The sequence below is a fragment of the Kitasatospora sp. NPDC059648 genome (genome assembly GCF_042734825.1).
Classification (GTDB): domain Bacteria; phylum Actinomycetota; class Actinomycetes; order Streptomycetales; family Streptomycetaceae; genus Kitasatospora.
This window is the reverse complement of the sequence record NZ_JBHWDU010000003.1, coordinates 45,079-69,128: the sequence shown is the minus strand read 5'-3', so window position 1 is coordinate 69,128 and position 24,050 is coordinate 45,079. Positions and strand designations below refer to the sequence as shown.

At 73.4% G+C, this 24,050-nt stretch carries 21 protein-coding genes and 1 tRNA gene; 7 read left to right on the top strand and 15 right to left on the bottom strand.

Translation table 11 applies throughout. From position 1 onward, the window contains the following. Positions 1 to 126: 126 nt before the first annotated feature. From ACFV1W_RS03105 to ACFV1W_RS03085, 5 genes are all read right to left on the bottom strand, one after another. Positions 127 to 1,176 (bottom strand): family 2 encapsulin nanocompartment cargo protein polyprenyl transferase, encoded by a 1,050-nt coding sequence (locus ACFV1W_RS03105; RefSeq protein ID WP_380412559.1) that lies wholly within the window; start codon positions 1,174 to 1,176, stop codon positions 127 to 129. Positions 1,177 to 1,349: 173 nt separating this feature from the next. Beyond that, positions 1,350 to 2,771, bottom strand: a complete 1,422-nt coding sequence (locus ACFV1W_RS03100) for a family 2B encapsulin nanocompartment shell protein (protein ID WP_380412557.1) — start codon at positions 2,769 to 2,771, stop codon at positions 1,350 to 1,352. A gap of 298 nt (positions 2,772 to 3,069) precedes the next feature. Next, on the bottom strand, positions 3,070 to 3,615 hold the full coding sequence (locus ACFV1W_RS03095; protein ID WP_380412555.1) for a methylated-DNA--[protein]-cysteine S-methyltransferase: 546 nt from the start codon (positions 3,613 to 3,615) through the stop codon (positions 3,070 to 3,072). 122 nt (positions 3,616 to 3,737) lie between these two features. Beyond that, complete coding sequence (locus ACFV1W_RS03090) at positions 3,738 to 3,971, bottom strand: hypothetical protein (protein ID WP_380412553.1); 234 nt, start codon at positions 3,969 to 3,971, stop codon at positions 3,738 to 3,740. 182 nt (positions 3,972 to 4,153) lie between these two features. After that, positions 4,154 to 5,422 carry an MFS transporter gene (locus tag ACFV1W_RS03085; RefSeq protein WP_380412551.1) on the bottom strand — a complete coding sequence of 423 codons (1,269 nt, stop codon included), beginning with the start codon at positions 5,420 to 5,422 and terminating at the stop codon, positions 4,154 to 4,156. A 202-nt stretch (positions 5,423 to 5,624) separates the two neighbouring features. Here ACFV1W_RS03085 and ACFV1W_RS03080 point away from each other — a divergent pair, with 202 nt between their 5' ends. Then, a complete protein-coding gene (locus tag ACFV1W_RS03080; protein WP_380412549.1) occupies positions 5,625 to 6,428 on the top strand; it encodes a hypothetical protein in 804 nt (267 codons plus the stop codon). A gap of 171 nt (positions 6,429 to 6,599) precedes the next feature. Here ACFV1W_RS03080 and ACFV1W_RS03075 read toward each other — a convergent pair whose 3' ends face one another. Both ACFV1W_RS03075 and ACFV1W_RS03070 read right to left on the bottom strand, forming a co-directional pair. Further along, positions 6,600 to 8,429 (bottom strand): ABC transporter ATP-binding protein, encoded by a 1,830-nt coding sequence (locus ACFV1W_RS03075; protein WP_380412547.1) that lies wholly within the window; start codon positions 8,427 to 8,429, stop codon positions 6,600 to 6,602. Positions 8,430 to 8,470: 41 nt separating this feature from the next. Continuing rightward, positions 8,471 to 8,656 carry a hypothetical protein gene (locus ACFV1W_RS03070; protein ID WP_380412546.1) on the bottom strand — a complete coding sequence of 62 codons (186 nt, stop codon included), beginning with the start codon at positions 8,654 to 8,656 and terminating at the stop codon, positions 8,471 to 8,473. A 417-nt stretch (positions 8,657 to 9,073) separates the two neighbouring features. On the opposite strand from ACFV1W_RS03070, the gene ACFV1W_RS03065 reads away from it, so the two are divergent. Then, complete coding sequence (locus tag ACFV1W_RS03065) at positions 9,074 to 9,541, top strand: hypothetical protein (protein ID WP_380412544.1); 468 nt, start codon at positions 9,074 to 9,076, stop codon at positions 9,539 to 9,541. Between the two features lie 219 nt (positions 9,542 to 9,760). Next, positions 9,761 to 10,363 carry a class F sortase gene (locus ACFV1W_RS03060; protein WP_380412543.1) on the top strand — a complete coding sequence of 201 codons (603 nt, stop codon included), beginning with the start codon at positions 9,761 to 9,763 and terminating at the stop codon, positions 10,361 to 10,363. Between the two features lie 357 nt (positions 10,364 to 10,720). Here the strand turns inward: ACFV1W_RS03060 and ACFV1W_RS03055 are convergent, their stop codons facing one another. The 3 genes from ACFV1W_RS03055 to ACFV1W_RS03045 form a co-directional block, all read right to left on the bottom strand. Continuing rightward, positions 10,721 to 12,304: a protein kinase gene (locus ACFV1W_RS03055; RefSeq protein WP_380412542.1), complete on the bottom strand. Its 1,584-nt coding sequence runs from the start codon at positions 12,302 to 12,304 to the stop codon at positions 10,721 to 10,723. Beyond that, positions 12,301 to 12,717, bottom strand: a complete 417-nt coding sequence (locus ACFV1W_RS03050; protein ID WP_380412541.1) for a hypothetical protein — start codon at positions 12,715 to 12,717, stop codon at positions 12,301 to 12,303. The genes ACFV1W_RS03055 and ACFV1W_RS03050 overlap by 4 nt, the downstream gene beginning before the upstream one ends. A gap of 151 nt (positions 12,718 to 12,868) precedes the next feature. Then, complete coding sequence (locus ACFV1W_RS03045; RefSeq protein ID WP_380412539.1) at positions 12,869 to 14,890, bottom strand: N-6 DNA methylase; 2,022 nt, start codon at positions 14,888 to 14,890, stop codon at positions 12,869 to 12,871. A 145-nt stretch (positions 14,891 to 15,035) separates the two neighbouring features. Here ACFV1W_RS03045 and ACFV1W_RS03040 point away from each other — a divergent pair, with 145 nt between their 5' ends. After that, entirely contained in the window at positions 15,036 to 15,809 is a 774-nt protein-coding gene (locus ACFV1W_RS03040) for a hypothetical protein (RefSeq protein WP_380412538.1), read from the top strand. 146 nt (positions 15,810 to 15,955) lie between these two features. On the opposite strand, the gene ACFV1W_RS03035 is transcribed toward ACFV1W_RS03040, so the two are convergent. Beyond that, a tRNA-Thr gene (locus tag ACFV1W_RS03035) sits at positions 15,956 to 16,029 on the bottom strand. Between the two features lie 326 nt (positions 16,030 to 16,355). On the opposite strand from ACFV1W_RS03035, the gene ACFV1W_RS03030 reads away from it, so the two are divergent. From ACFV1W_RS03030 to ACFV1W_RS03020, 3 genes are all read left to right on the top strand, one after another. Beyond that, the gene (locus ACFV1W_RS03030; RefSeq protein WP_380412537.1) at positions 16,356 to 17,453 is read left to right on the top strand and encodes an ABC transporter ATP-binding protein; all 1,098 of its coding nucleotides are present in this window, start codon (positions 16,356 to 16,358) and stop codon (positions 17,451 to 17,453) included. A gap of 163 nt (positions 17,454 to 17,616) precedes the next feature. Then, entirely contained in the window at positions 17,617 to 18,060 is a 444-nt protein-coding gene (locus tag ACFV1W_RS03025) for a hypothetical protein (RefSeq protein ID WP_380412536.1), read from the top strand. A gap of 105 nt (positions 18,061 to 18,165) precedes the next feature. Beyond that, the gene (locus tag ACFV1W_RS03020) at positions 18,166 to 18,954 is read left to right on the top strand and encodes an NDP-sugar synthase (protein ID WP_380412534.1); all 789 of its coding nucleotides are present in this window, start codon (positions 18,166 to 18,168) and stop codon (positions 18,952 to 18,954) included. Positions 18,955 to 19,115: 161 nt separating this feature from the next. Here the strand turns inward: ACFV1W_RS03020 and ACFV1W_RS03015 are convergent, their stop codons facing one another. The 4 genes from ACFV1W_RS03015 to ACFV1W_RS03000 all read right to left on the bottom strand — a co-directional run bounded on the left by ACFV1W_RS03015 (position 19,116) and on the right by ACFV1W_RS03000 (position 24,002). Next, positions 19,116 to 20,792: a DoxX family membrane protein gene (locus ACFV1W_RS03015; protein WP_380412532.1), complete on the bottom strand. Its 1,677-nt coding sequence runs from the start codon at positions 20,790 to 20,792 to the stop codon at positions 19,116 to 19,118. Positions 20,793 to 20,967: 175 nt separating this feature from the next. Beyond that, on the bottom strand, positions 20,968 to 21,960 hold the full coding sequence (rlmB, locus tag ACFV1W_RS03010) for a 23S rRNA (guanosine(2251)-2'-O)-methyltransferase RlmB (protein ID WP_380412531.1): 993 nt from the start codon (positions 21,958 to 21,960) through the stop codon (positions 20,968 to 20,970). Between the two features lie 136 nt (positions 21,961 to 22,096). Further along, positions 22,097 to 23,491, bottom strand: coding sequence for a cysteine--tRNA ligase (cysS, locus tag ACFV1W_RS03005; protein ID WP_380412529.1), 1,395 nt, complete (start codon positions 23,489 to 23,491; stop codon positions 22,097 to 22,099). A gap of 115 nt (positions 23,492 to 23,606) precedes the next feature. Further along, on the bottom strand, positions 23,607 to 24,002 hold the full coding sequence (locus tag ACFV1W_RS03000) for a PPOX class F420-dependent oxidoreductase (protein ID WP_380412527.1): 396 nt from the start codon (positions 24,000 to 24,002) through the stop codon (positions 23,607 to 23,609). Between the last annotated feature and the right edge of the window lie 48 nt (positions 24,003 to 24,050).

The window sequence follows — 24,050 nt, the reverse complement described above, 5'->3', positions numbered from 1 at the left end:
CCCACCCGCGGTGGTTTCTGTTCTGGGGGGCTGTTTTTTGTGTAAACCACCCCGGCGGGCCCCGGGGGGGCGCGGGCGGGGGCCCGGCCCCCCCCCCCGCTCCGAGCCGGGATCGCCCGACGCGGCTCAGTGGGTGCGGCGGGTCACCAGCTCGGCGAGGGCCAGCAGTTCGTCGGCCGCCGACGGCTCCGGTACGGCCACGGCCAGCTGGGCCATCGCCGCGGCCATTCGCTCGCAGGACTCGCCCTGCGCCCAGCCGCGCCCGCCGGCCGACTCGACGGCGGCCGCACACTGCGCCAACTCCTCGGCACTGAGCGGACATTCGAGCGCGTAGAGCTCGGCGAGCCGGGCGCCCTCGGCGGTGCCGGAGCCGAGCGCCTTGACCACCGGCAGCGACTTCTTCCGGGCGACCAGGTCGGCGCCGACCGGCTTGCCGGTGACCGCTGGGTCCCCCCAGATGCCGATCAGGTCGTCGATCAGCTGGAAGGCCAGGCCGATCTCGCGGCCGAAGCCGTCCATCGCCTGCGCCGCCTCCTCCGTCCCGCCGCCGTACAGCGCGCCCATCGCGCAGGCGGCGCCGAGCAGTGCGCCGGTCTTGGCCTCGGCCATCGCCAGGCACTCGGCGAGCGAGACGTCGTTGCGCTGCTCGAAGGCGCAGTCGATCTGCTGGCCCTCGCAGAGTTCGACCACGCAGTCGGCGAGCCGGCGGATCGAGCCGCGGGCGGCCGGGTGAGCGTCCTCGGCGACCAGACGCAGCGCGAGGGAGTGCATCGCGTCGCCGGCCAGGATGGCCTCGGTGGTGCCGAACACCCGCCAGGCGGTGGGCCGGTGGCGGCGGGTGTCGTCCCGGTCGATGACGTCGTCGTGGAGCAGGGTGAAGTTGTGCACCAGCTCCACCGCGGCGGCCGCGGTGACGGCCGCGCCCGGTGTGCCGCCGAGTGCCTGGCTGGCGGCGAGGACCAGGGCGGGGCGGATCGCCTTGCCGGAGGAGGCCTCGGAGGGCGTGCCGTCCGCCTCCCACCAGCCGAAGTGGTAGCCGGCCACCTTGCGCATCGTGCCGGGCAGTGAGTCGACGGCGGCCCGCAGGACCGGGTCGACCAGCCCGCGGGCGCGGGCGAGGATGTCGGCCGCCTCGTGGCCCTCTTTGTGGTCCCGCTCCAGCGTGGAGCTCGTCATGGGTTCCTCCCCCTGTAGGGCGCCTGTCGTGGGACGGCCGGCCCGTCGGGCGGCCGGGTGCGCCGGGGCGGCGGGCCGGTGGCCGTACGCGCCGCGGCGCGCCGCCCGGCCGGGGCTGGTGTCCCCGGCCGGGCGGCGCGGTTTCGGCTCGGAGGCCGAGTAGGCGGCTGTCGTCAGTGCTGGGCGATGTCCACGTTCTCCAGGACGCCGACGGCGTCCGGAACCAGGATCGCGGCCGAGTAATAGGCGCTCACCAGGTAGGAAATGATGGCCTTCTCGTCGATTCCCATGAACCGCACCGAAAGGCTCGGCTGGTATTCGTCCGGAATTCCGGTCTGGTGCAGGCCGATGACACCCTGGTTGTCCTCGCCGACGCGCATCGCGAGGATCGAGCTGGTGTGCCCGCCCACGATCGGGATCTTGTTGCACGGGAAGACCGGCACCCCGCGCCAGGCGCTGACCTGCTTGCCCTCGACCTCGACCGTGCCCGGGTAGAGGCCGCGCTTGTTGCACTCCCGGCCGAAGGCGGCGATGGCCTTGGGGTGCGCCAGGAACATCCTGGTGCCGCGGCGGCGGCTGAGCAGCTCGTCCATGTCGTCCGGTGTGGGCGGGCCCGAGTGGGTCTGGATCCGCTGGTCGTACTCGGCGTTCTCCAGCAGGCCAAACTCGGGGTTGTTGATGAGTTCGTGCTCCTGGCGCTCGCGCAGGGCCTCGATGGTCAGCCGGAGCTGGTGCTCGGTCTGGTTCATCGGCTTGTTGTAGAGGTCGGCGACGCGACTGTGGACCTTGAGGATCGTCTGCGCGACGCTCAGCTCGTACTCGCGCGGCTTGAGCTCGTAGTCCACGAAGGCGCCGGGCAGGTCGTATTCGCCCTGGTGGCCGGCGGAGAGGTCGATCGCGGCCTCCCCGTACTTGTTCTGCGCCTGCTGGAAGCCGTTCAGGTACTCCATGATCTGCAGCTGCAGCGACTCGGAGCGGTCGTGCAGTTCCTGGAAGGACGGCCAGGCGAGCACCATGACGGTGCCGGCGGTGGCGGCGCGGACGGTGTACGGCCAGCTGCCGTCCTCCTCCTGGAGCGCCTCGTCGCCCAGGTGGTCGCCGTCGGCCAGGGTGCCGACCACCGTCTCCTCGCCGTACTTGCCGGTGCCGAGCCGGTCGAGCTTGCCGTGCGCGATCAGGAAGACCTCGCTGATCGGCGTGCCGGCCGTCACCAGGACGTCACCCGCGTCGAACTGCCGCTGCACGAAGCGGCCGGCCAGCTCCTCCAGCACCGCCTCGTCCTCGTAGCCGCGCAGCACCGGCACCTCGGCCAGCGTCTGCGGCACGATCCGCACCTCCGAACCGGTCTTGACGAAACTCACCCGGCCGCGGCCGACCTTGTGGCGCAGGCGGCGGTTGACCCGGTAGGTGCCGCCGGAGACCTGCACCCAGGGCAGCGTCCTGAGCAGCCAGCGCGGGCTGATGCCCTGCATCTGGGGCGCGGACTTGGTGGTCGTGGCGAGGTTCCGCGCGCCCGCCGTGCTCAGGGACTGCTGCTGCCGGATCTCCGGCTGCCCGCCCGGCGCGGGAATACCGGCATTGGTTTCGGTCGACATAGGGGGAGCCCTTCGCGTGCCCGATGAAGTGTCGCCTTGCACATTCTTTTCGCGACTTCATGGTGGGCCCGTTCGGAGGCGACCCGCAATCACTCGTTCGAGTGGTTCTGGATAACCGAACAAATAGCACGAATAGATCGCCTGATCGATATTCGTTCGACCGTCCATTCGACCCCGTCGGAATGCAGCGCCCCATCTTCCCCCATCCGCCTCCCCTCCCGCGCCCCGTTCCGCAGGGCGGCCGCGGCCGCGCGCCGTCCCGGACGAGGCCCCGGACGCTCCGCCCGCGGACGGACGCCTAGACCGGGCCGTTCCAGTCCAGGGTCGGCTCCAGCACTCCCTCAAGGGTGAGCAGCCAGCGCTTCACGTCGATCCCGACCCGGCCGCCGCCGAAGCCGCCGATGCCGTCCGCCGCCACCACCCGGTGGCAGGGCACCAGCAGGGCCACCGGGTTGGCGGCCATCATCTGCCCGACCGTCCGGGCGGCCAGGCCGGGTTCCGTGACGTCCGCGAACACCCCGCTGCGGGCGGCCAGTTCGCCGTAGGTGATGGTCCGGCCGTACGGCACCTGCTCCCAGAGCGTCCGCAGCACGGCGCGGTGCGGACCGGAGCTGAGGCTCCAGTCGATCGGCAGGCCCAACTCCCGGGTGCGGCCCGCCAGGTAGGCGCCGATCCGCTCGGTGACGGCGGCGATCTTCGCGGGGTCGGTGCACGGCGGACTCTCGCCGTCCCGTCCGCCGTAGCCTGCGGCCGCCACGCCCAGCGGTGTCACCGCGATGTGCATCGGGCCGCTGGGCAGCGGGGTCGGCACGGTCAACCAGGACAACGACCAGGACTGCGGCACGCTCGGGCCCCCACCCTCCACCGGATCGGCCACCGGCCGACCCGGCGACCCCGGGGCGCTCCGGACCGGGGCGCCCCGCGCGCCATCGTACGGCGGGCGGGGCGGGCGCTCAGTCGGTCCGGTCAGAGCTGCCCCTTCAGGCTGCGGGCTGCCGACGCGCAGAAGTGCACCAGTTCGGCGCGGTCCGGCGCGCGGCCCTCGCACAGCACGGCGACCTGGGCGTCGGTGATCCGGTCCGGTCCCGGGATCTCCAGCAGGTACGCCAGGTCGGCCAGCACGGTGGCCAGCCGCTCCGCGTCCGCGTGGTCCAGGGTGGCCGCGCTCTGGTGGTGGCTGATGGTGAGCGAACCGGGCATGGTGCACCTCCTCGGTACCCCCTCCGTCCACGGTACGGCCGACCCGGCCACCCCGCCCGCCGCGGAGGCACGCACGCGTGGGCGGAGCGACCGGCTGCGCTCCGGGGCCGGCCGGGTGCGGTGCGCGGTGGGCCGCACCGGTACCGGCCGGGGGTGCGCCCCGGAGCCGTCCGAGGGGTGAGTCAGTGGTCCGGGCCCTCCTCCCAGCGGCGATTCCGTACGGCCGGTAGGCCCAACACTACGGCCCCGGCGGCCACTTGCCAGACAGCTCCGACCGACAGCACGCCGCCGGTGCCGAACCGGGCCGCCAACGGACCGGCCGCCGCCAGCCCGAGCGGGCCGACGGCGAAGGAGCCGACCGCCCCGAAGGAGGCCAGCCGGCCCAGCAACTCCGGCGGGACCCAGTGCTGCGTCGTGGTGGTGTACAGCGTCCCGCAGACCGCCGAACCGACCCCCGCCACCAGTGCGGCGGCGACCAGCCAGGCCGACGGCGCCTCGGCCGCCAGCGCGGCGGACGGCAGTGCCCAGCCGAGGGCGGCCACGGTGGCCACCGCGAGCGGCCGCTCCGGGCGGCGGCCGAGCATCAGCAGCCCGCCCAGCACCGCGCCGGCCCCGTACACGCCCATCACCAGGCCCCAGGCACGGGCGCCGCCGAGCCGCTGCTGCGAGACGAGCGGGCCGAGCACCAGGAACGGGGCCCAGACCAGCAGGTTGAACAGGCCCATCTGCGCGGTGGTGATCCACAGCCACGGGCGGGCGGTGAACTCCGTCCAGCCGGCCCGCAGTTCCCCGAGCACCGAACCCCCACCGCCCGGACGGGGGCGGTCCGGCAGCCGCAGACCGGCCAGCGCCAGGGCGCCGACGCCGTACGTCAGCGCGTCGATCAGCAGCACCACTGCCGGGCCCCGCACCGCCGTGACCAGGCCGGCCAGCGCCGGGCCGGCCACCGTGGACACCGAACGGGACAGGGCCAGCAGGGTGTTGCCGTCCGCCAGCAGTTCCCTGCGGCGCACCAGTTGCGGCACGATCGCCCCGAAGGCGGGCATGAACAGCCCCTCGCCGATCCCCCAGACCGCCACCAGCGCGACCATCGCCCAGACCGGCGCGTGCCCGGCCGCCAGCAGCGCGGCGAACACCGCCTGAACGAGGCCGCGCAGCACCTCCGAGCCCAGCATCAGCCGACGGCTGCCCAGCCGGTCGGTGATCACCCCGCCGGCCAGCAGGACCAGCACCACCGGAAGGATCCGGGCGGCCAGCACCCAGCCGACCTCGGTGCCGCTCCCCCCGTTGTCGAGCACCGAGAAGGCGACCGCGACCGGCGCCATCGAGGAGCCGAGGAGGGAGGTGGTGTACCCGATGAAGAAGCGGGTGAATTCGCGCTCGCCCAGCACGGCGAGACGGTCTCCCGGGCGCCGCGGAGGCGCCGGGATCCGTTCTGTTTCCACTGCCATGGGCAGCCAGTCTGCGCTCGCGGGGGAACGTCTTCAAGGGTTTCCGGCGGAAAACCTGAGCCTTTTGGCATCAATTCTCGGGAGATTGGTCCATGGCGCAGTAAATAGCCCGCCGAATGGCCTTTGAGCTGCGCTTTACTGCGGATGTCGGATATATTTCCGGAGTGCCGGTTCGGCTCGTTTACTGCGGAAGAAGGCGGACGTGACGGAACTCCCCCCGGTCGAGTACGGCCTCGCCGTCGAGCGCTACCTGGCCGCCTCCGGGCTCGCCGAGGGCTCCCGGCGGATCTACCGGATCGCCCTGAACACCTGGGCCTGGGCGCTCGCCGACCGGCCCGCCCCCATCGGCCCCGGACGGCGGCGCGCCCGCCCGCCCGTGCTGCCGCTCGCGCTGCTCGACCACCCCGACGCCGCCGAACGGCTGCGCGGCGCCGTCGCCCGGCGCGCCGCCGACACCGACCCGCGCACGCTCAACCGCGAACTCTCCACCCTGCGCGGGGCCGTGGCCTGGTGGCGGGCCCGGGGCTGGATCGACGGCGACCCGAGCGCCGGCCTGCACCCCAGCCCACTGCCCGAACCGGCCGGGGCCGCCCGCCCGTTGACCGCGGAGCAGCTGCGTGCCCTGTTCGCCCGCCGGGCACCGCTGCGCGAGCAGACCCTGTGGCACCTGCTGCACGAGTCCGGCGGCGCCATCGAGACCGTACTGGCCCTGGACACCGACCGGTTGGACCTGCCCGGCCGCCGCACCCACCCCCGCTCCGACCGCGCCCGGCTCCACTGGGGCAGCGGCACCGCCCGGCTGCTCCCGCTGCTGATCGCCGGCCGCTCCGGCGGCCCGCTCTTCCTCACCGACCGCCGCGCCCCGGCCGGCACCCCAGCCGCCGACCGCTGTCCCCACACCGGCCGTGCCCGTCTCTCCTACCGCCGTGCGGCCGAACTCTTCACCGCGCACACCGGCACCCTCGGCCCGGGCTGGACGCTCCGGCAGTTGCGGGAGGGGCGGTAGGGACCACGCCCCGAACGGGGGGACCGTACGGCGCGCTGGGGGGAGCGACTCGTCGAGCGTGTCGGTCGGTCGGGCCGGCGAGGGCTGGTCTTCCGGCTGGTCGGCCGGCTCGTCGTCCGGTTGGTCGCCCGGTTGGTCGCCCGACTGGTCGGCCGCCGGATCGAGCGCGGATCATCCGGCGGCCCAGGTCGGGGTCACGGCCCGGTCGAGCCGGGCGTAGCCGGCGTCCTGGGCGAGCAGTTCGCGGTGGCTGCCGCAGGCGACGACGCGGCCGCCGCGCAGCAGGACGATCCGGTCGGCGTTCCGTACGGTGAGCAGGTTGTGCGAGATAATGATGGTCGTCCGTCCGTTCATCAGCCGCCCGAGCGGCTCCAGGATCCGCCGCCCCGACTCCGAGTCCAGCCCGGTGGTCGGCTCGTCCAGCAGCAGCACGGGAGCGTCCCGGACCATCGCCCGGGCGATCGCGATCCGCTGGCGCTGGCCGCCGGACAGCAGCCGCCCTTGCTGGCCCACCACCGTGTCGTAGCCCTCCGGCAGCCGGCTGATGAACTCGTGCGCGTCGGCGGACCGGGCGGCCGCCACGATCTGGGCGTCGGTGGCGCCCGGACGGCCGTAGGCGATGTTGTCCCTGACGCTGCCGTGGACGACCAGGGTCTCCTGCAGCAGCACCGCGATGTGCTTGCGCAGATCGGCCAGCGCCAGGTCGCGCAGGTCGATTCCGTCCAGTCGGACGGCACCGCGCTCCGGGTCGTAGAAGCGCAGCAGCAGCTTGGCAACGGTCGACTTGCCCGCCCCGCTCTCCCCGACCAGCGCGACCGTCTCGCCCGGTTCGGCGTAGAAGGAGACGTCGTTCAGCGCCAACCGGGGCGCGTCCGGGTAGCGGAAGCGCACTCCTTCGAAGGCCACCGCCCCGCGCACCCGTGCCGGGCGCAGCGGTCTCGGCGGATCGGCCACGTCCGGCTTCTGGTCCTGGAGTTCGATGATCCGCTCGGCGGCGGCCGCGGCCGAGAAGAAGCCGTTGCTGAGCTGCCCGATCCCCTTGACCGGGCCGTAGAGGCGGCTCAACAGGGCGACGAAGACGAGGAGTTCACCCAGCGTGAGGCGGCCTTGGGTCAGCTCCCAGGCCCCCAGCCCGAGCACGATCAGCGCGCCGGCCAGTTCCAGCATCTCCACGATCGGCTCGAACAGCGCGCGCAGCCGGGTCGCCGCCATGGTCGCGCGGAACCGCGCCAGATTCTCCCCCAGGAAGCGCTGCTGCTCCCAGGCCTGCCGGTTGTACGCCTGAACGAGGGCGATGTTGCCGAGCGTCTCCTCGGCCAGGGCGCTGACCGAGCCGCTGCGGCGGCGCCGTTCGCGGGACGCGGTCCTCACCTTCACCGAGAAGCGCCTGGCGGTGATCCAGAACAGCGGGGCGACCACCAGGGCCGTCAGCGTGAGGTCCCAGCGCAGGTAGAACAGCAGGCCGAGGAAGACGGCCAGCTCGGCGACGTACGCCACCGCCTCCAGGACGCCCGAGAGCAGGAAGGTCTCGACCGCCTCGACGTCCGCGGTCAGCCGCGACAGTACGTCGCCCAGCCGCCGTCGCTCGAAGAAGCCCAACGGTAGGCGCTGGAGGTGCCGGAACACGTCCGTGCGCAGGTTGAGGAGGAAGCGCTCGCTGACCCAGGCGGAGAGCGTCTCGTCGACGAAGCCCAGGCCTCCTGCCAGCAGGGTCAGCCCGGCGTAACCGAGCGCCACCGGCAGGAACAGCCCGAGTCTCCGCGGCACCAGCACGTCATCGACGACGACCTTGAACAGCCAGATCATCGCCGCGTCGACCACCGGGCCGAGCAGGACGATCACCACCAGGAGGATCAGCCAGCGCCTCCCGCCTCGGGTGTAGGGCCAGAACTGCCGGAAGGTCCGCCGCAGCGGCACAGCCGGGGCCGGGGCGACGACCGGGTCCGCCCGGCCGTCGCCGTCACCCGTGTCGACGGCCGTCAACCGCCGCAGGGACCACACCGGTCAGTCCTGGGCAGGGAACACGAACCGGCCCGTGACCGTCAGCACCGGTTCCAGCGGCGCAGGCCGCGAAGACCCCGACGCCCGTCGCCGAAGTCGTCGCCGAAGTCGCCCCGGCCACGGAAGTCCCCGCGGTCGTCGCCGTATCCGCGGCCGCCGTACCCGCGGCCACCGCGGTCGCCGCGGTCGCTCCGCAGCGTCGGCAGGAGGTTGGAGAGGATGCTCATCGCTGCCACCTTTCTCTCGGTTTGTCCCCCACCGGGATGTACGGATGGGCGGGCGGAAGTGCTCAGCCCCGGATGCATGTCACCGGATGTGTTCGGCGTCACCGACGGTGTTCCGGCGTGCGCCACGGCTGCCGTCACGGGTTCCGTCGCCGGTTCCGTCACGGGTTCCGTCACCGGCTCCGTCACGGGTCCGTTCCGCTCGGCCCGGGAACCGTTACCCAGCCGATGGGCGACCGTGACCCGGCCGGGCGGGGACCGCGACACGCCCTTCCTACCGTCACTGACGACGCATCGACCGGCCTACGGGCCGCGGCCTCAAGGGCCGACCGTACGGGTCGGGGGCGTTCGCGAGAGCCGCGGTCTCGCTACCAGGACGCGTTCACCGGAGTCATGAGAGCCACGAAGGAGATCCACCGCATGAGCAGGAGCCGTACCCACCGTTCGCCCGCCCGTCGGATGCTGGCGGTCTGCGCACTGACCGGCGCCGCGCTGGCGACCGTCGTCACCGGCGGCCAGGCCTGGGCCGACGGAACCCCCAAGGCTGCCCCAACCGCCCACGCCCCCGCCAACGCGGCACCGGCGGGCGGGGCCGCAGGCGCGGCCCGTCCCTCCGCCACCCCCGCCGCCGAAGCCGCGCCGGGTTCCGGCGCCGGCTCCGGCAAGCCCGGCGGCCCGACCGCCTCGGCGCCCGCGGCACAGCCCGCCCCCGCCGATGCCCGGCCGCAGGTCCACGAGGTGCCGAAGGGCGCCGCCCAGGCCGGTGACGGCTCGGGCGAGACCGACGGCAACGGTCTGGTGCTGGCGGGCGGCGGCGCCGTCGCGGCCGTCGGCGCGGGCGCGCTGGACTTCGCCGTGCTGCGCCGCCGCTCCGGTGCGCGTGGCTGACAGCCGTCCCGGGTCCGCCGGGCACCCCGGCGCCCTTCCTCCGCACCCGGCCGGGCGGGGAAGCGGCGCCGGGGTGCCCCGGGCGGCGGGGACCGCCAAGCGGGGCGGCCGCGGGCGGCGGGGACCGCCAAGCGGGGCGGCCGCGGGCGGCGGCGCGCCTCCCGGCCCGGCCCGGGCATCCTGCGCCGGAGCATTTTCGGCGCCGCCGGCCTGCTCTGCGTGGTGCTCGGCACCTCGCTCGCGCTGTCCGGCCAGGGCGCCCCAGTGGTGCGGATCGAGACCTCCGGCCACGACCCTGCCACCACCGCGCCCGCCCCGACCGCGTCCGGCCGTACCACCCCCGCGGGCGCGCCGACCGCCGGTGCCGGAACGCTCGCCGCCACGCCGCCCACCCGCCTGCTGATCCCCTCCATCAGCGTGGACGCCCCGGTGACCGAACTCGGCCTGAACGCCGACGGCACCGTCCAGGTGCCCACGGCCGACCACGCCGACCAGGTCGGCTGCTACCGCAACGGCCCCACTCCGGGCGAGGCCGGCCCCGCCGTGCTGATCGGCCACCTCGACACCAGGAACGGCCCGGCGGTCTTCCGGCACCTGCCGGAACTCCACCCGGGGGAGCTGGTCCGGATCCGGCGCTCGGACGGCGGCACCGTGGACTTCAAGGTCCGCAGCCTGCTCCAGGCCGCCAAGGACCGCTTCCCGACCGACACGGTGTACGGCGACACCCCCGGGCCCGCGCTGCGACTGATCACCTGCGGCGGACGGATCGGCTCGGACGGCCACTGGACGGACAACATCATCGTGCTGGCGGACCCGGCCTGACCGGGGCTCCCCGACCGAGGGCCCCCGCCCGACCGGGGCTCCCGTCGGACCGGAGGCGGCGATACCGGCGGCGGAACCCCCGGTCACCGTCCACGCGACCTACCCACCGGAACACCATTGCCACCGGCCACACCCGCGTCATCGGCGCCACCCTCACCTTCGCCAACCACCCCACCGGCGGCGCCCTCGCCACCCTCACCCTCCCCCCGGACTGACCCCCGCCCGCCCCCGCCAACGCCGAAGGGCCAGCCCGTCCCGCCGCGAGCCCCCTGTGGGGTTCGAACCGACGCCCCGCTGTACAAGCCCCCGCCCGACCAGAAAACGCGTGGTTTCGTGCCCTCACTCATCGCGTGGTGGCTACGGACGGCGGTCTCTCCTGTCGTCCCGCAAGTCCCATTCGTCGAGGGTGCGCCGGGCTTCGGCGGCGAGCGGGTGGTGCGGGCCGTATAGCCGCTCGGTGTCGAGGAGCACTCGGAGCTGGGCCGTGCGGGCGCCCGTGTGGTCACCGGTCGCGAAGAGCAGGTGTGCTGTGCGGCTGCGGACCTCCAGTGCGAAGGCCGGATCGCCGTCGGCAAGCCGGTCCAGCTGGGGAAGCAGGGACCGGTACTCGGCGAGTGCCGAGACGTGGTCGCCGAGGTGTTCCAGGCACTGCGCTGCCTCGACGCGGAAGCGTAGGGCCTGCGGGTCGGTCGAGCCGGCCTCGGCGGAGCGCTGCTCGGTCAGCAGCCGGAACTCCGACAGCGCGGCGCGGAACTGACCGTCCTCCAGCAGAGTCGCGGCGTAGTGCTTCCGCAGCATGTGGACGACGGGAGAGTTCCGGCCACGGGCCTCAGCGGCACCGGACAGCGCTCTGCCGAGCACGCTCACGGCTCGGGTGATCTGACCCGCGTCCAGCAACCCCTTGGCCTCCTTGACGGCGGCGCCGATCTCGGCCGTCCCGCCGACGGGTGCGGCAGGGCCCGGGTGCGGGTCCGCGGCGGGCACGGTCGGCGAGTGCGGTGACTGACACGGCGGCTGCCCGCCGCGCCAGGGCGCGAAGGGCTGCCGGAACGGACGGGTCGGGTCCATCGGGACCCCGGGGCCGTCAATGCGGTTCGACGCAGGCCCGGGTAGCAGGGGCACCAGCGCGCGGTAGACCTCCGCCGCATCGGCCGGGCGGTCCCGGGGGTCCTTGGCGAGCAGCCACAGGACCAGGTTCTCCAGTGGTTCCGGCACCTCTGGCCGAAGCCGGCGCAGTGGCAGGGGCGGCTCGTGGAGGTGCCGGTGCAGCACGCCCAGCGCGGAGGCACCGGTGAAGGGGACGGTGCCGCCGAGCAGTTCGTGCAGGATCACGCCGAGCGAGTAGAGGTCGGCGCTCGGGCCGACTTCGCCTCCCATGGCCTGTTCGGGCGCCATGTACGCGGGGCTGCCGATGGGGGAGCCGGTGAGGGTGAGCCGCGTGGTGTCGGAGTCCAGGACGGCGGCGACACCGAGGTCGAGCACGACGACGGTGCCGTCGGGACGGACCATGACATTGCGCGGCTTGAGGTCGCGGTGCACGGCCCGCACCGCGTGCACGGCGGTCAGCACCGGGCAGAGCTGCGCCGCCACGGCGACCGCCCACGGCCAGGGGTAGGGATCGTGCTCGGCCAGGTGGTCGGCCAGGTCCGCGCCGTGGACGTACTGCATGACCAGGTAGAGGTCGTCGCCGTCGCTGGCGGCATCGTGCACGGTGACCAGTCCGGGGTGATCGACCTGGGCGGTGACCCGGCACTCCCGGACGAAGCGCCGCCTGACTCCGGCGGAGTCCTCCGCCGCTTCGGGCATCCGGTCGGTCCGGAGCAGCTTGACCGCCACCTGCCGGTCCAGGACGTTGTCGTGTGCCGTCCACACCTGGCCCATGCCGCCCTGCCCGATGAGCGTCGCCAGCTCGTACCGCCCGGCGACGAGCCGACCCTTCATGAGCGCTCCTGCTGTTCGAGGTAGGCGCTCAGTTCGTCGAGCCCGGCCCTGACCTGCCCGATGCGGTCCTGGTGCGGCAGGCCCACGGGCGGGTGGCCCGGCTGCACCGCCGGCGGTGCCATAGGGGTCCCCTGACCGGGAACCGCCCCGCCCGAGGGCTGCGGCCGCAGGTCGACGGCGAGGAAGTACGCCGGGACGAAGACCACGGTCCCGAGCAGGAGCACCACCCCGGTGGTGGCCTGCCAACTGTCCTTCCCGGACGGCCCGATCAGCGCCACCCCGCCGACGGACGCCGCCGCCACCGCGACGAGCATCAGCCAGTCGCGTCTGCGGCGGTGCACGAGCGCGAGGTACAGCATCGATATCCAGCCCAGCATGCCGATGGTCAGCACCGGAACGGCGGTGAGGACCACCCGGAGAAGCACCCTCCACACGCGCGCGCCACGTCGACGCGGCGGCGTTGTGGGGACGGGGCCGTACATGGGCCAGCTCCTGCTCGGCGGAGGTTGATCGGTGATTGCCGGGGTCAGCCTACCGACCCGTCCGCCGGGCGACCTCCGCCCGTCAGGACGGGCTGATGCTGCCGTCCGTCAGCCCGTCGTACAGGCCCTGGACGAGCAGTTCGCCCAGTCTGGCAGCCAGGCGTGTCGCCTCCTCGAAGGCGGCGACCGCGCGGAACCGCTCACCGTAGCGCTGCTGGTCGGCCAGCGGCAGCCGGGGCACCTGGAGCCGGCGCACATCGATCCGGGTCGCGGACGTGGTGAAGCTGCTGGCCTGCCGGTTGTTCGCGCTGCTGCGCAGGAAGCCGGCCAGGAACCACGGGTCCAGAGTGGCCGGGTCGGGTCGCAGCAGGTAGACGTTGCGGCCCAGCGCGGCACCGGCGGTGGCTTCGTCGATCACGCGGGTCGCGGTGCCCCGGCCGAGCACGGGAATCACCACGTCCCCGGCCCGGATGAGCACCGGCTCCTCGTCCTCGCCCTCGGGCAGCACGCCGGAGGGGGCGCCGCCCGACACGATGTCGTGCTCGCTCAGGACCGGCGGGCCGCCGGTGCCGGCTCCGGCACCGCCCGTCCTCATCAACAGGGCTCCCGTCCTGGCCAGTTCGCCGAGGCTGGTCATCGGCCAGCGCGCGAGCGCGCCCTGGACGCCCACCACCGGCGCCAGTTCCACGGTGCTACGCAGGGCATCGGTCAGGCGTTCGCGGACCTCGCTCAGCCCGGCCCCACCGGTGCTCGCCGCCCGAATCGGCAGGTGCCGGGCCGGGGTCACGTCCACGTCGTCGTCCAGCAGGTCGACCAGCGGGACGGTGCGGCTGACGCCGGGCCGCTCCGGTGCTGCGCCGTCGTGGTCGAAGGCGTACCAGTCCGCCAGCACCGTGTTGCGCAGTTCCTGCCAAGGCAGCTTTTCCCCGCCGTCCGACTGCTCGGCCGCGTTCACCAGCAGCAGTCGCTGCGGTTGCGGCGCGTCCGCCGCGGGGCGGCGCAGCACCCACAGGTGCAGGGGGATCCCGTACGGCGGGGCCACGCCCGCGGGCAGCGCGACGACCGCCCGGAGCGCGCCGCGCCGCAGCAGGTCTGCCCGGATCCGCCGGCCCGACCGGCGGGACGCCGCGGCGGGCGGCATCAGCAGCACGGCGCAGCCGTTCTCGCGCACATGGGCGAGGGCGTGCTGCACCCAGGCCAGCTCGGACTCGGTCCGCGGCGGCAGCCCGTACTCCCAGCGGGTGTCGTAGGCGAGCTCCTCGTGCCCCCAGGAGCGCTCGTTGAACGGCGGGTGGCACAGCACGACGTCCGCGCGCACGCCGGTGTGCGCGTCGGCACGCAGGCTGTCGCCCACCCGGATCCGCACCTCCTGGTCCGTGTGCAGGGCGAGGCGCACCGCGGTCAGCGCGGCGAGGTCCGGATCGGCCTCCTGACCGATCACCGTGGTGGTGGGACCGGCCGCACCGAGCAGGCCGCCGAATCCGCAGGCGGGGTCCAGCACCAGCTCGGCCGGGCCGGCGAGTTCGGCCATCAGCTCAGAGAGCGGCGCGGGGGTCAGCGTGTACTGTCGCGGCCCCGCCTCCAGGTGGCGCCCCATCAGGAACGTGTACGCCTGACGCGCGCCGAGTTCGTTCGCGAGCTCCATGCCACCGCGCAGCAACGCCAGACGCCCCGTCAGCTCGGTCCCGCTCGGCACGGGTACCGGGTGGTCCTCGCCCAGGCGGGCGCGGAGTGCCTCGGCGAGCGCTCCAGGCAGCTCGCGGGTCAGACGGCGGTCGTCGGCGGTGATCAGCTCCGGCCGGCGGGTGGGCTGGTCACGCAGCAGGAGCACGGCACCGACCAGCCGCAGCGCGGTCACCGCACCCTCCGGATCCCCTTCGATCTGCTGCCAGACCCGTTCCCGCAGGGGCACCTGGGCGAGCTTGCCCTGGTCGCGCAGCCACTGCTCGACGTCGGCCAGATCGAAAACCGGGCTGGTGTCGGTGCCGCCGACGGGCTTGGGGAAGTCCGCGTGCCTGCGCCGCCAGTTGCTGACCGCGGCGCGGCCGACACCGGCCAACCGCGCGATCCCGGCGGCGGTGACGTCTGTCCTGTTCTCCGGCACTGAGTGGGCCCCTCCCCGTGACGCTGCGACTCAGCACAATCCTACAACCCACCTCACGGCGACTTCTTGTGTTGACGCGGTTCACAGGCCATGGTCTGATTGGCGCGCCGCTCACAGACCTCGCCTGAAAGGTGAACACCCCTCCATGTCTCAGCGACTCCGCCGGGCCGTCCTGGTCGCCTGCAGCGCCACCGCGGTTCTCGGCCTCGCCGCCTGCGGGCCGGACAACGCGAACCCCTCGGCCACCGCAGCAGCCCCCGCCGCGTCCGCCGGCACCGCATCGTCCGCCGGCACCGCACCGGCCACCGCACCTGCCCCCGGCCCCGCCGCGGGCACCGCCGCCCTCCCCAACGGGAACAAGCTGAACGCCATGCTCCTGCCGGCCAGCGCGCTCCCGCAGAAGCTCAAGCTCGACCCCAGCGGCACCAAGAGCACCGGCAACGGCTTCAACCCGCCGCTTTCGCCCTCCGCCGTCCCGGCCCCCAAGGCGTGCGACATGCTCAACGGGACGGGATGGATCAGCGCGGCGGGGATCAACGCCGCGTCCTTCGCCCAGAACGACTACACGGACGAGTCGCAGGACATGTTCGCCCAGGAGCTGGACGCCTACCGGGGCAACGACGCGCAAACGGTCATGGCCAACCTGCAGAAGGCCCTCACCGCGTGCCACACCTTCACCGTCGCGCAGAACGGCCAGAACTACACCGCGACCGTCGCCCTGCAGAGCCTGCCCGGCGTCGGGGACGAGGCGCTCCAGGCGGTCATCACCTCTCCGGACTGGACCGGTGGCAGCACGCTGGTCGCCGCCCGAGTCGGCAGCGTCGTGGTGACGACCTATGACAACGACCAGAGCAACACCGGAACCGCCGGCGTGGCCCTGACCAAGACCCTGGTCAAGAACGCGGCTTCCGTGCACTGACGCGGGGCCCGAACAGGCAACCCATGCCCGGCCGTCCACAACGGCGGCGGCGCGGCGGCGGGCCCGGCGCGGCGAGGGGAGCGCCGGCCCTGACAACGGCGAAGGGCCGGCTCGATCGACATCGAGCCGACCCTTCACACGTTGAGAGCCCCCTGTCGGGTTCGAACCGACGACCCCCGCTTTACAAGAGCGGTGCTCTGGCCAGCTGAGCTAAGGAGGCACGGTGGCCGTCCGCGAAGGATCACGGCGGCACCGGGGGCAGTCTACCGGGCCGGGGTGGCGGGGTGGGGGGATATCCGGGGGTTGACGGGGTGGGCGCGGGGTTGCCGCGAGGTGGGTGCGGGGCGGGCGGGCGCGGGGTGGGCGTGATGGAACCGATGCCGAAATCGGAGCGGAGGGGGCTGACAAGCAGCGGAAGCGCAGGTAGCGTCGCCGGGAGTCGGTTCGGATAGTGGTACAGACCACTGACGGGCCGACGAAGAACGAACGAACCCCCCTTTACTCGGATCGTCCGGCACGTTCCTGCCGGTGAAGGAGAGAACGACCATGGCTTCTGTCACGTACGACCAGGCGACCCGCATCTACCCGGGGGCGACCAAGCCCTCGGTGGACGCGCTGGACCTGGAGATCGCGGACGGCGAGTTCCTCGTGCTGGTCGGCCCGTCGGGCTGCGGCAAGTCGACCAGCCTGCGCATGCTGGCCGGTCTGGAGGACGTCAACAGCGGCGCGATCCGGATCGGCGACCGGGACGTCACCCACCTGCCGCCGAAGGACCGGGACATCGCCATGGTGTTCCAGAACTACGCGCTCTACCCGCACATGACCGTCGCGGAGAACATGGGCTTCGCGCTCAAGATCGCCGGCGTGAACAAGGCGGACATCCGCACCAAGGTCGAGGAGGCGGCGAAGATCCTCGACCTCACCGACTACCTGGACCGCAAGCCGAAGGCGCTCTCCGGCGGTCAGCGCCAGCGCGTCGCGATGGGCCGCGCGATCGTCCGCCAGCCCCAGGTCTTCCTGATGGACGAGCCGCTGTCGAACCTGGACGCCAAGCTCCGCGTCTCGACGCGCACCCAGATCGCCGGCCTGCAGCGCCGCCTGGGCATCACCACCGTCTACGTCACCCACGACCAGACGGAGGCGCTCACCATGGGTGACCGGGTCGCGGTGCTCAAGGACGGCCTGCTGCAGCAGGTCGACACTCCGCGCAACATGTACGACAAGCCCGCCAACCTGTTCGTGGCCGGCTTCATCGGCTCGCCGGCCATGAACCTGGTCGAGGTGCCGCTGGTGGATGGCGGGGTGAAGTTCGGCGGCTCCGTCGTCAACATCTCGCGCGAGAACCTGGCCGGCGCCGGCACCGACAAGACGGTGATCGTCGGCATCCGCCCGGAGCACTTCCAGATCGTCGAGGCGGGTGGCATCGAGGGCGTCGCCGTGACGGTGAACGTGGTCGAGGAGCTCGGCTCGGACGGCTTCGTCTACGGCACCGCCCAGATCGGCGGCGTGGACAAGGAGTTGGTCGTCCGGGTGCCCGGCCGCCAGATCCCGACCCGCGGCGAGACCATCCACGTGGTGCCGATCGCCCAGGAGACCCACGTCTTCGCCGCCAGCAGCGGCGTGCGCCTGAGCGTCTGCGACTGAGGCGGCCGGCACACGCGACGGAGCCCGTCCGACCCCTCCCGGTCCGGCGGGCTCCGTCCGTACACCCCCGCGTCAACACCGCGCGGGGACGAACCCGGACACCTGTCACTCGATGGTGTAACCGAGGGCGATCCGGCCCGTACTCACCGCTACTCTCCTGAGGGTGAAGCAGCTTGTGCGCCGTATCGGCCAGACCGTCGCCCTGACCCTGCCGGTCGTCCTGGTGACCACCGGCACCCTCGCCGTGACCCGCGTCCCGTGGGCCCCACCGACCGGGCTCGACCAGCAGGTCGTGGCGGCGTCCAGCGGCGACGGCGCCGGGATCGGGCGCTCCGCCACCGCCACCACCAAGACGGACGGCCTCGCCCCGCAGGACTCGCTGCGGGTGGCGCTGCTGGACGAGCTGCGCGCCAAGAACCCGTCGGCCGCGCTGGACCTGCTGGAGCGCTCGATGCGCGAGCAGCCCTCCCTGACTCCGTACTGCACCTCGCTGGCCACCGAGTTGGGCAAGGCCGCGGTGCGCAAGTACCAGGGCGACGTGCAGCGGGCCCGCTCCTTCGCCCGCCCGGTCTGCGACGGTTCCTTTGCGGCCGGCATCACCGGCTGACACCCGTCGACGGCGAACCGTCGACCGCGAGCCGACGACCGGACAGCCGACAGCCGCTGAGCGACGGACGGCGTCAACCGCCGCCGGGCGTCCTATTGTTCAGGCATGACCGCTGACTCCGGCCCCACCGCCGACCTCGCGTCCGCGCAGCCGCACCAGCCCCGGCCGACCACGACGCCCGTCACCCAAGCCGTGATCCTGGCCGGCGGCCAGGGCTCCCGGCTGCGCCCCTACACGGACGACCGCCCCAAGCCGCTGGTCGAGATCCCGGGGACGGGGATCCCGATCCTCGGCCACCAGCTGGCATGGCTGGCCACCGAGGGCGTCACCGACGTCGTGGTGTCCTGCGGCCACCTCGCCGACGTGCTGGAGGAGTGGCTGGACCAGGCGGACCTGCCACTGCGGGTCAGCACGGTGGTCGAGGCCGAGCCGCTGGGGCGGGGCGGCGGCCTGAAGCTCGCGGCGAAGGCGTTGCCACGGCCGGACGAACCCTGGTACGCCACCAACGGCGACATCTGGACCCGCTTCAGCCTGCGCGACATGGCCGCCTTCCACCACGAGCGGGACGCCGTCGCGACGCTCGCGCTGGCCCGCCCGCGCATCCCGTGGGGCGCAGTGGAGACCGACCAGTTCGGCAACGTGCTGGACTTCATCGAGGCCCCGCCCTCGCCCTTCCTGATCAACGCCGGCCTGTACGTGTTCAGCCCGGAGTTCGCCGAGCTGCTGCCGGACGTGGGCGACCACGAGCGGACCACCTTCCCCCAGCTCGCCCGCGGCAAGCGGCTCGCCGGCTACCAGCTGGCGCTGGGCGTGTACTGGCGCGCCATCGACACGGCGAAGGACCTCACCGAGGCGGCCAAGGAGCTCGCCGCCTACCGCGAAAGCGCCCAGTAACGAGGGCGTAGACGGAGGCACAAGCGCAGGCCCAGCAGGGGCCCAGGCGCAGGCAGCTCACGCACGCGCACGCGCAGGCACCGGCAGCAGACGCTGCCAGCACAGCGCCACGGCCGGGTGCTCCCCCCACGGAGCACCCGGCCGTAGCGCGTCCGGCGGCCTCAGGTGGCCGTCGGCGTCCCCGGACGGGAGGACTGCCGACCGGACAGGTCGGTCAGCGGCCCGCTGCCGAGCACCGGCCCGCTGCCCAGCACCCCGCCGAGCAGCCCGGAGCCGCCGCTCGGGCTGGGCTTGGGCGCCGTGCCCGAGCCGCCGGGGGCCGGGGTCCGCTGGGCCGGCGCGGAGCCGGACCCGGCGGACGGGGCGGACGCCGCCGGCGAGGAACCGCCGGTCTCGGCCTTGCCGGAGTGCTTGCCGCTCGGCGACGCCCCGGCCGGCTTGGCAGGAGCGCTGGAGGGCGTGGTGGCGCTCGGCGTCGGGGTGGCCGGGTGCGGGGCGGCGGGCGGGGGCGAGGTGGACGTGCCCTGTCCGCCCGGGGCGCCGGACGGGCTGCCCGAGGGCCAGACCGGGGTGCCGTAGTCGGTGGCCGGACGGCCCGGCGCGTGGTGCGGCCGGGCGCCGGTGCGGACGGCCGCACCCAGCATCGAGCCGAGTAGCAGGGTCAGGCCGACCACGACGGTGGTGACCATCGCGCCCCGCCGCAGCACCCGGCGGCGCAGGGCTCCCGGCGCGCCGGAACCGATCCTCCGCCAGGCCTCCAGATTGAGCCGTCCGTCGAGCGAGGCGAAGGGCGCCCCGGCGATCAGCAGCGGGCTCCAGGCCGCGAGGAAGATCAGGTCGGGGGCGTCGTAGACCGGCACGGCCCGCCAGCTGACGGTGAACAGCAGCGCTGCCGAGAGCAGCATGGCCGCTCCGGCCGCGAGCCGCTGCCAGAGGCCGAGGACGGTGAGCACACCGACCACGATCTCGGTGAACGACACCACCAGGCCGGAGCCGACGGGGTGCGCCATCGCGAAGGCGAGCAGCGGCTCGGCGACCTTCCACGGGTGCAGCGAGGAGAGCCAGCGCATCATCGAGCCGCGCTCGCCGCCGTCGAAGTACACCGGGTCGCAGAGCTTGCTGAACCCGGCGTAGACGGAGAGCGAGCCCAGCACGGCGCGCAGCGGCAGCAGCACCAGGCCGAGGTCGACCCGTCGCCCGGGGTACCAGGGCTGCCTGCCCTCCGCGTCGGCGGCGGAGACCTCGGGCAGTTCGCCGCTGGGGGTCCAGCCGTGCGGCTCGCCGACCGGGCCGATGCCCGCGTCGGTGGCGGTGCCGGCGCCCTCGCGCGGCTGGCGGGGGACGGTCCGGGCGCCGGCGTAGGCCGGGAGCACCTGGGTGTCGGCCTCGTCCAGGTCGACGCCCGCCGGGGAGCCGCTGGTCCGCACCGCCTCCAGCAGCCGGGTGGCCGCGAGGTCCCCGGGGGCCGCCTGGCCGGTCCAGGTGACGGGGGTGACCCGGCCCTTGCGGCGCGGTGCGCCGCCGGCGGCTCCGGCGGCCGACCCGGCCAGCGCCGGGACGGCGGAGGCGGGTACGACGACCTGCGGGGTGACCAGCGGACGGCGGATCAGCCCCTGGTTGGCGTACGGGTCGCCGAAGGCGGCGCCGGTGGACAGGAGTCCGACCGGGGTGTCGATCAGCGGCGCGACCGGGGCGCCGAGCCGGAGCCGGAAGCTCGCCTGGGTGCTGCTGAGGCGCGCGGGGTCCGACGGCACCTTGACGGTGTCGAGCCCGGGGCCCGCGTCTATCCCGGTGCTGCCGCCGCCGAACAGGGGGCGCCGAGGTGTTCTGGTGTCCACGTCCACGCCCCGTCTAACCGGGTGACGGCCGCTTAGGACACTCTCCCGGGTGGATGTCCGGCGCATACTTGAAGTGATCATGAGAAAAGCGATCGGACCCGGTCGGGCCCGATCGCTTTCCACTCGGATCACGGGGAATTCGGAAGATCCCCTGCGGGCGGGACGCCCGCCGTGCTCAGCGCTTGGCGCGCAGCCGCGCGGCCTCGTACAGCACGATGCCCGCCGCGACACCGGCGTTCAGCGACTCGGTCAGGCCGCTCATCGGGATCCGCACCCGCATGTCGCAGGTCTCCGAGACGAGCCGGGACAGGCCCTTGCCCTCGCTGCCCGCGACGATCACCACGGGGCCGGTCAGCAGCTCCAGGTCGCCCAGCTCGGCCTCGCCGTCGGCCGCCAGGCCGACCACCATCAGGCCGGCCTTCTGGTAGGCCTCCAGGGTGCGGGTCATGTTGGTGGCGCGGGCGACGGGCAGCCGGGCCGCGGCGCCGGAGGAGGTCTTCCAGGCACCGGCGGTCATGCCGGCCGCGCGGCGCTCGGGGATGACCACGCCGTGCGCGCCGAAGGCGGCGGCGGAGCGGACCACGGCGCCCAGGTTGCGCGAGTCGGTGACCCCGTCCAGCGCGATGATCAGCGCGTCCTGGCCGGCGTCGGCGGCGTCCGCCAGCAGGTCCTCGGGGTGGGCGTACTCGTACGGCGGGACCTGGAGCACCAGGCCCTGGTGGTTCATCCCGCCGGTCATCTGGTCCAGCTGGGGCCGCGGGGCTTCCATCAGCGGGATGCCGCGGTCGTTGGCGGCCTGGAAGGCCTCGCGGACGCGGTCGTCGCTGTCGATGAACTGCTGGACGTACAGGGCGTTCGCCGGGACGTCGCCCTGCAGGGCCTCGACCACCGAGTTGCGGCCGAAGACCAGCTCGGCGCTGCCCGCGCCGCCGCGGCCACCGCGGCCGCCGGCACCCGCGCGGCGCATGCCGGCCCGGGCCTTGGCGTCCCGCTCGCGCTTCAGCGCGGCGTTGGCGGCCCGCTGCTTGGGGTGGCCCTTGCGCGCCTCACCGGGCGGGGTCGGGCCCTTGCCCTGCAGCGCCTTCCGGCTGTGCCCGCCGGTACCGACAGACGCGCCCTTCTTCGATCCGGGGTTGCGGCGGTTCCTGCGCTGGCTGTTGCCGGCCATGGCTGTACTTCCTGTCTGTCCGGCATGCCCGGCCGCCCCGCTCGGTGCGGCGGCGGCCGACGGCATGCGCTACGTCATGCGGGAGGGCCGCACCGGTCCGGTACGGCCCACCCATCACCCCGATCGTCAGATGGGGTTACTGGCTGTTGATCGTCCAGCGCGGGCCGGACGGGGTGTCCTCGATCACCAGCCCGGCCAGGCCGAGCTGGTCGCGGATGGCGTCCGCGGTGGCGAAGTCCTTGCGCTGGCGCGCCGCCTGCCGCTGGTCCAGGACCAGGCGGACCAGCGAGTCGACCACGCCGTGGAGGTCCTCGCCACGCTCCGCCCCGGCCCACTGCGGGTCGAGCGGGTCGAGGCCCAGTACACCGAGCATCGCACGGACCTCGGCCAGTCGCGCCACCACGCTCTCCTTGTCGTCCGCGTTCAGGGCGCTGTTGCCCTGGCGGACGGCGGTGTGGACGACGGCCAGCGCCTGCGGGACGCCGAGGTCGTCGTCCATCGCCTCGGCGAAGGCCGGGGGCACCTCGGGCGCCGCGTCGACCTTGCCGCAGCGCTCGACGGCCCGCTGGACGAAGCCCTCGATCCGGCCGAACCCGGCCTCGGCCTCGCGCAGCGCGTCCTCGCTGTACTCGATCATCGAGCGGTAGTGCGCGGCGCCCAGGTAGTAGCGGAGCACGACCGGCCGCCAGCGCTGGACCATCTCGGAGACCAGCACCGAGTTGCCGAGCGACTTGCTCATCTTCTCGCCGGCCATGGTGACCCAGGCGTTGTGCACCCAGAAGGCCGCGAAGTCGTCGCCGTAGGCCTTGGACTGGGCGATCTCGTTCTCGTGGTGCGGGAAGATCAGGTCCAGCCCGCCGCCGTGGATGTCGAAGGCCGCGCCCAGGTACTTGTGGGCCATCGCCGAGCACTCCAGGTGCCAGCCCGGGCGGCCGCGGCCCCACGGGGTGTCCCAGCTCGGCTCGCCCGGCTTGGCGGACTTCCACATCGCGAAGTCGCGCTGGTCGCGCTTGCCGGTCTCGCCCTCGCCCTCGGGCTGGCGCAGGTCGGCCAGCTTCTGGTTGGAGAGCGCGAGGTAGCCGGGGTACGACTTCACGTCGAAGTAGACGTTGCCGTCGGCCGCGTAGGCGTGGCCCTTGGCGATCAGCCCCTGCATCATCTCGATCATCTCGGGGATGTGCCCGGTGGCCCGCGGCTCGACCGTCGGCGGCAGGCAGCCCAGCGCGGCGTAACCGTCGTTGAAGGCGCGCTCGTTCTCGTAGGCGATCTGCCACCACGGCGTGCCGAGCTCGCGCTCCTTCGCGATCACCTTGTCGTCGATGTCGGTGACGTTGCGGGCGAAGGTCACCTGGTAGCCGCGGTAGGCGAACCACCGCTGCATGATGTCGAAGTTGAGGCCGGACCGGATGTGGCCGATGTGTGGCGCCGACTGGACGGTAGCGCCGCACAGGTAGATCGAGACACAACCCGGTACAAGCGGGACGAAGTCGCGTACCTGGCGGGTGCTGGTGTCGTACAGACGAATGCTCACAGCGTCAAGCGTAGTGGGCAGCGGGGGGTGCCCCGCGACATTACCGGGGAACGACAGGGCATTCCCCGGGATTCGGCGTGGTGCGATCCCGGGGAAACGCCGGCCTCGCCGCCGGTCAGATGCTGCCGACCACCTTGCGCGGCGAGAGCCGGACGACCACCCGGACGTCCTCCGGACCGTCCCAGGTGTACTCGTCCTCGCCGCGGTACTTGGCGGCCAGCTCGTTGATCAGCTCCCGACCGCCCTCGGTGGTCATCGTCACCGAACCGCGTGCCTCCAGGTACTCGTACGGGCTCTCCGCCGGGTTGATCAGGATCGAGACGCGCGGGTCCTTCACCAGATTGAGGTGCTTGCGGCGGCCCTGGACGGTGGAGAACAGGATGTCGTCGCCGTCCCGCTTGACCCAGACCACCGAGGACTGGGGGCTGCCGTCTGGCTGGATCGTGGAGATCACGGCGAAGCTCTTGCCGTCGATCAACGCCTTGGCGCGGTCGGAGAGTTGAGCACTCATCGGATTCTTCCTCTTCTGGTCGGCGACGGTACGGACCCGAGGGCGAGC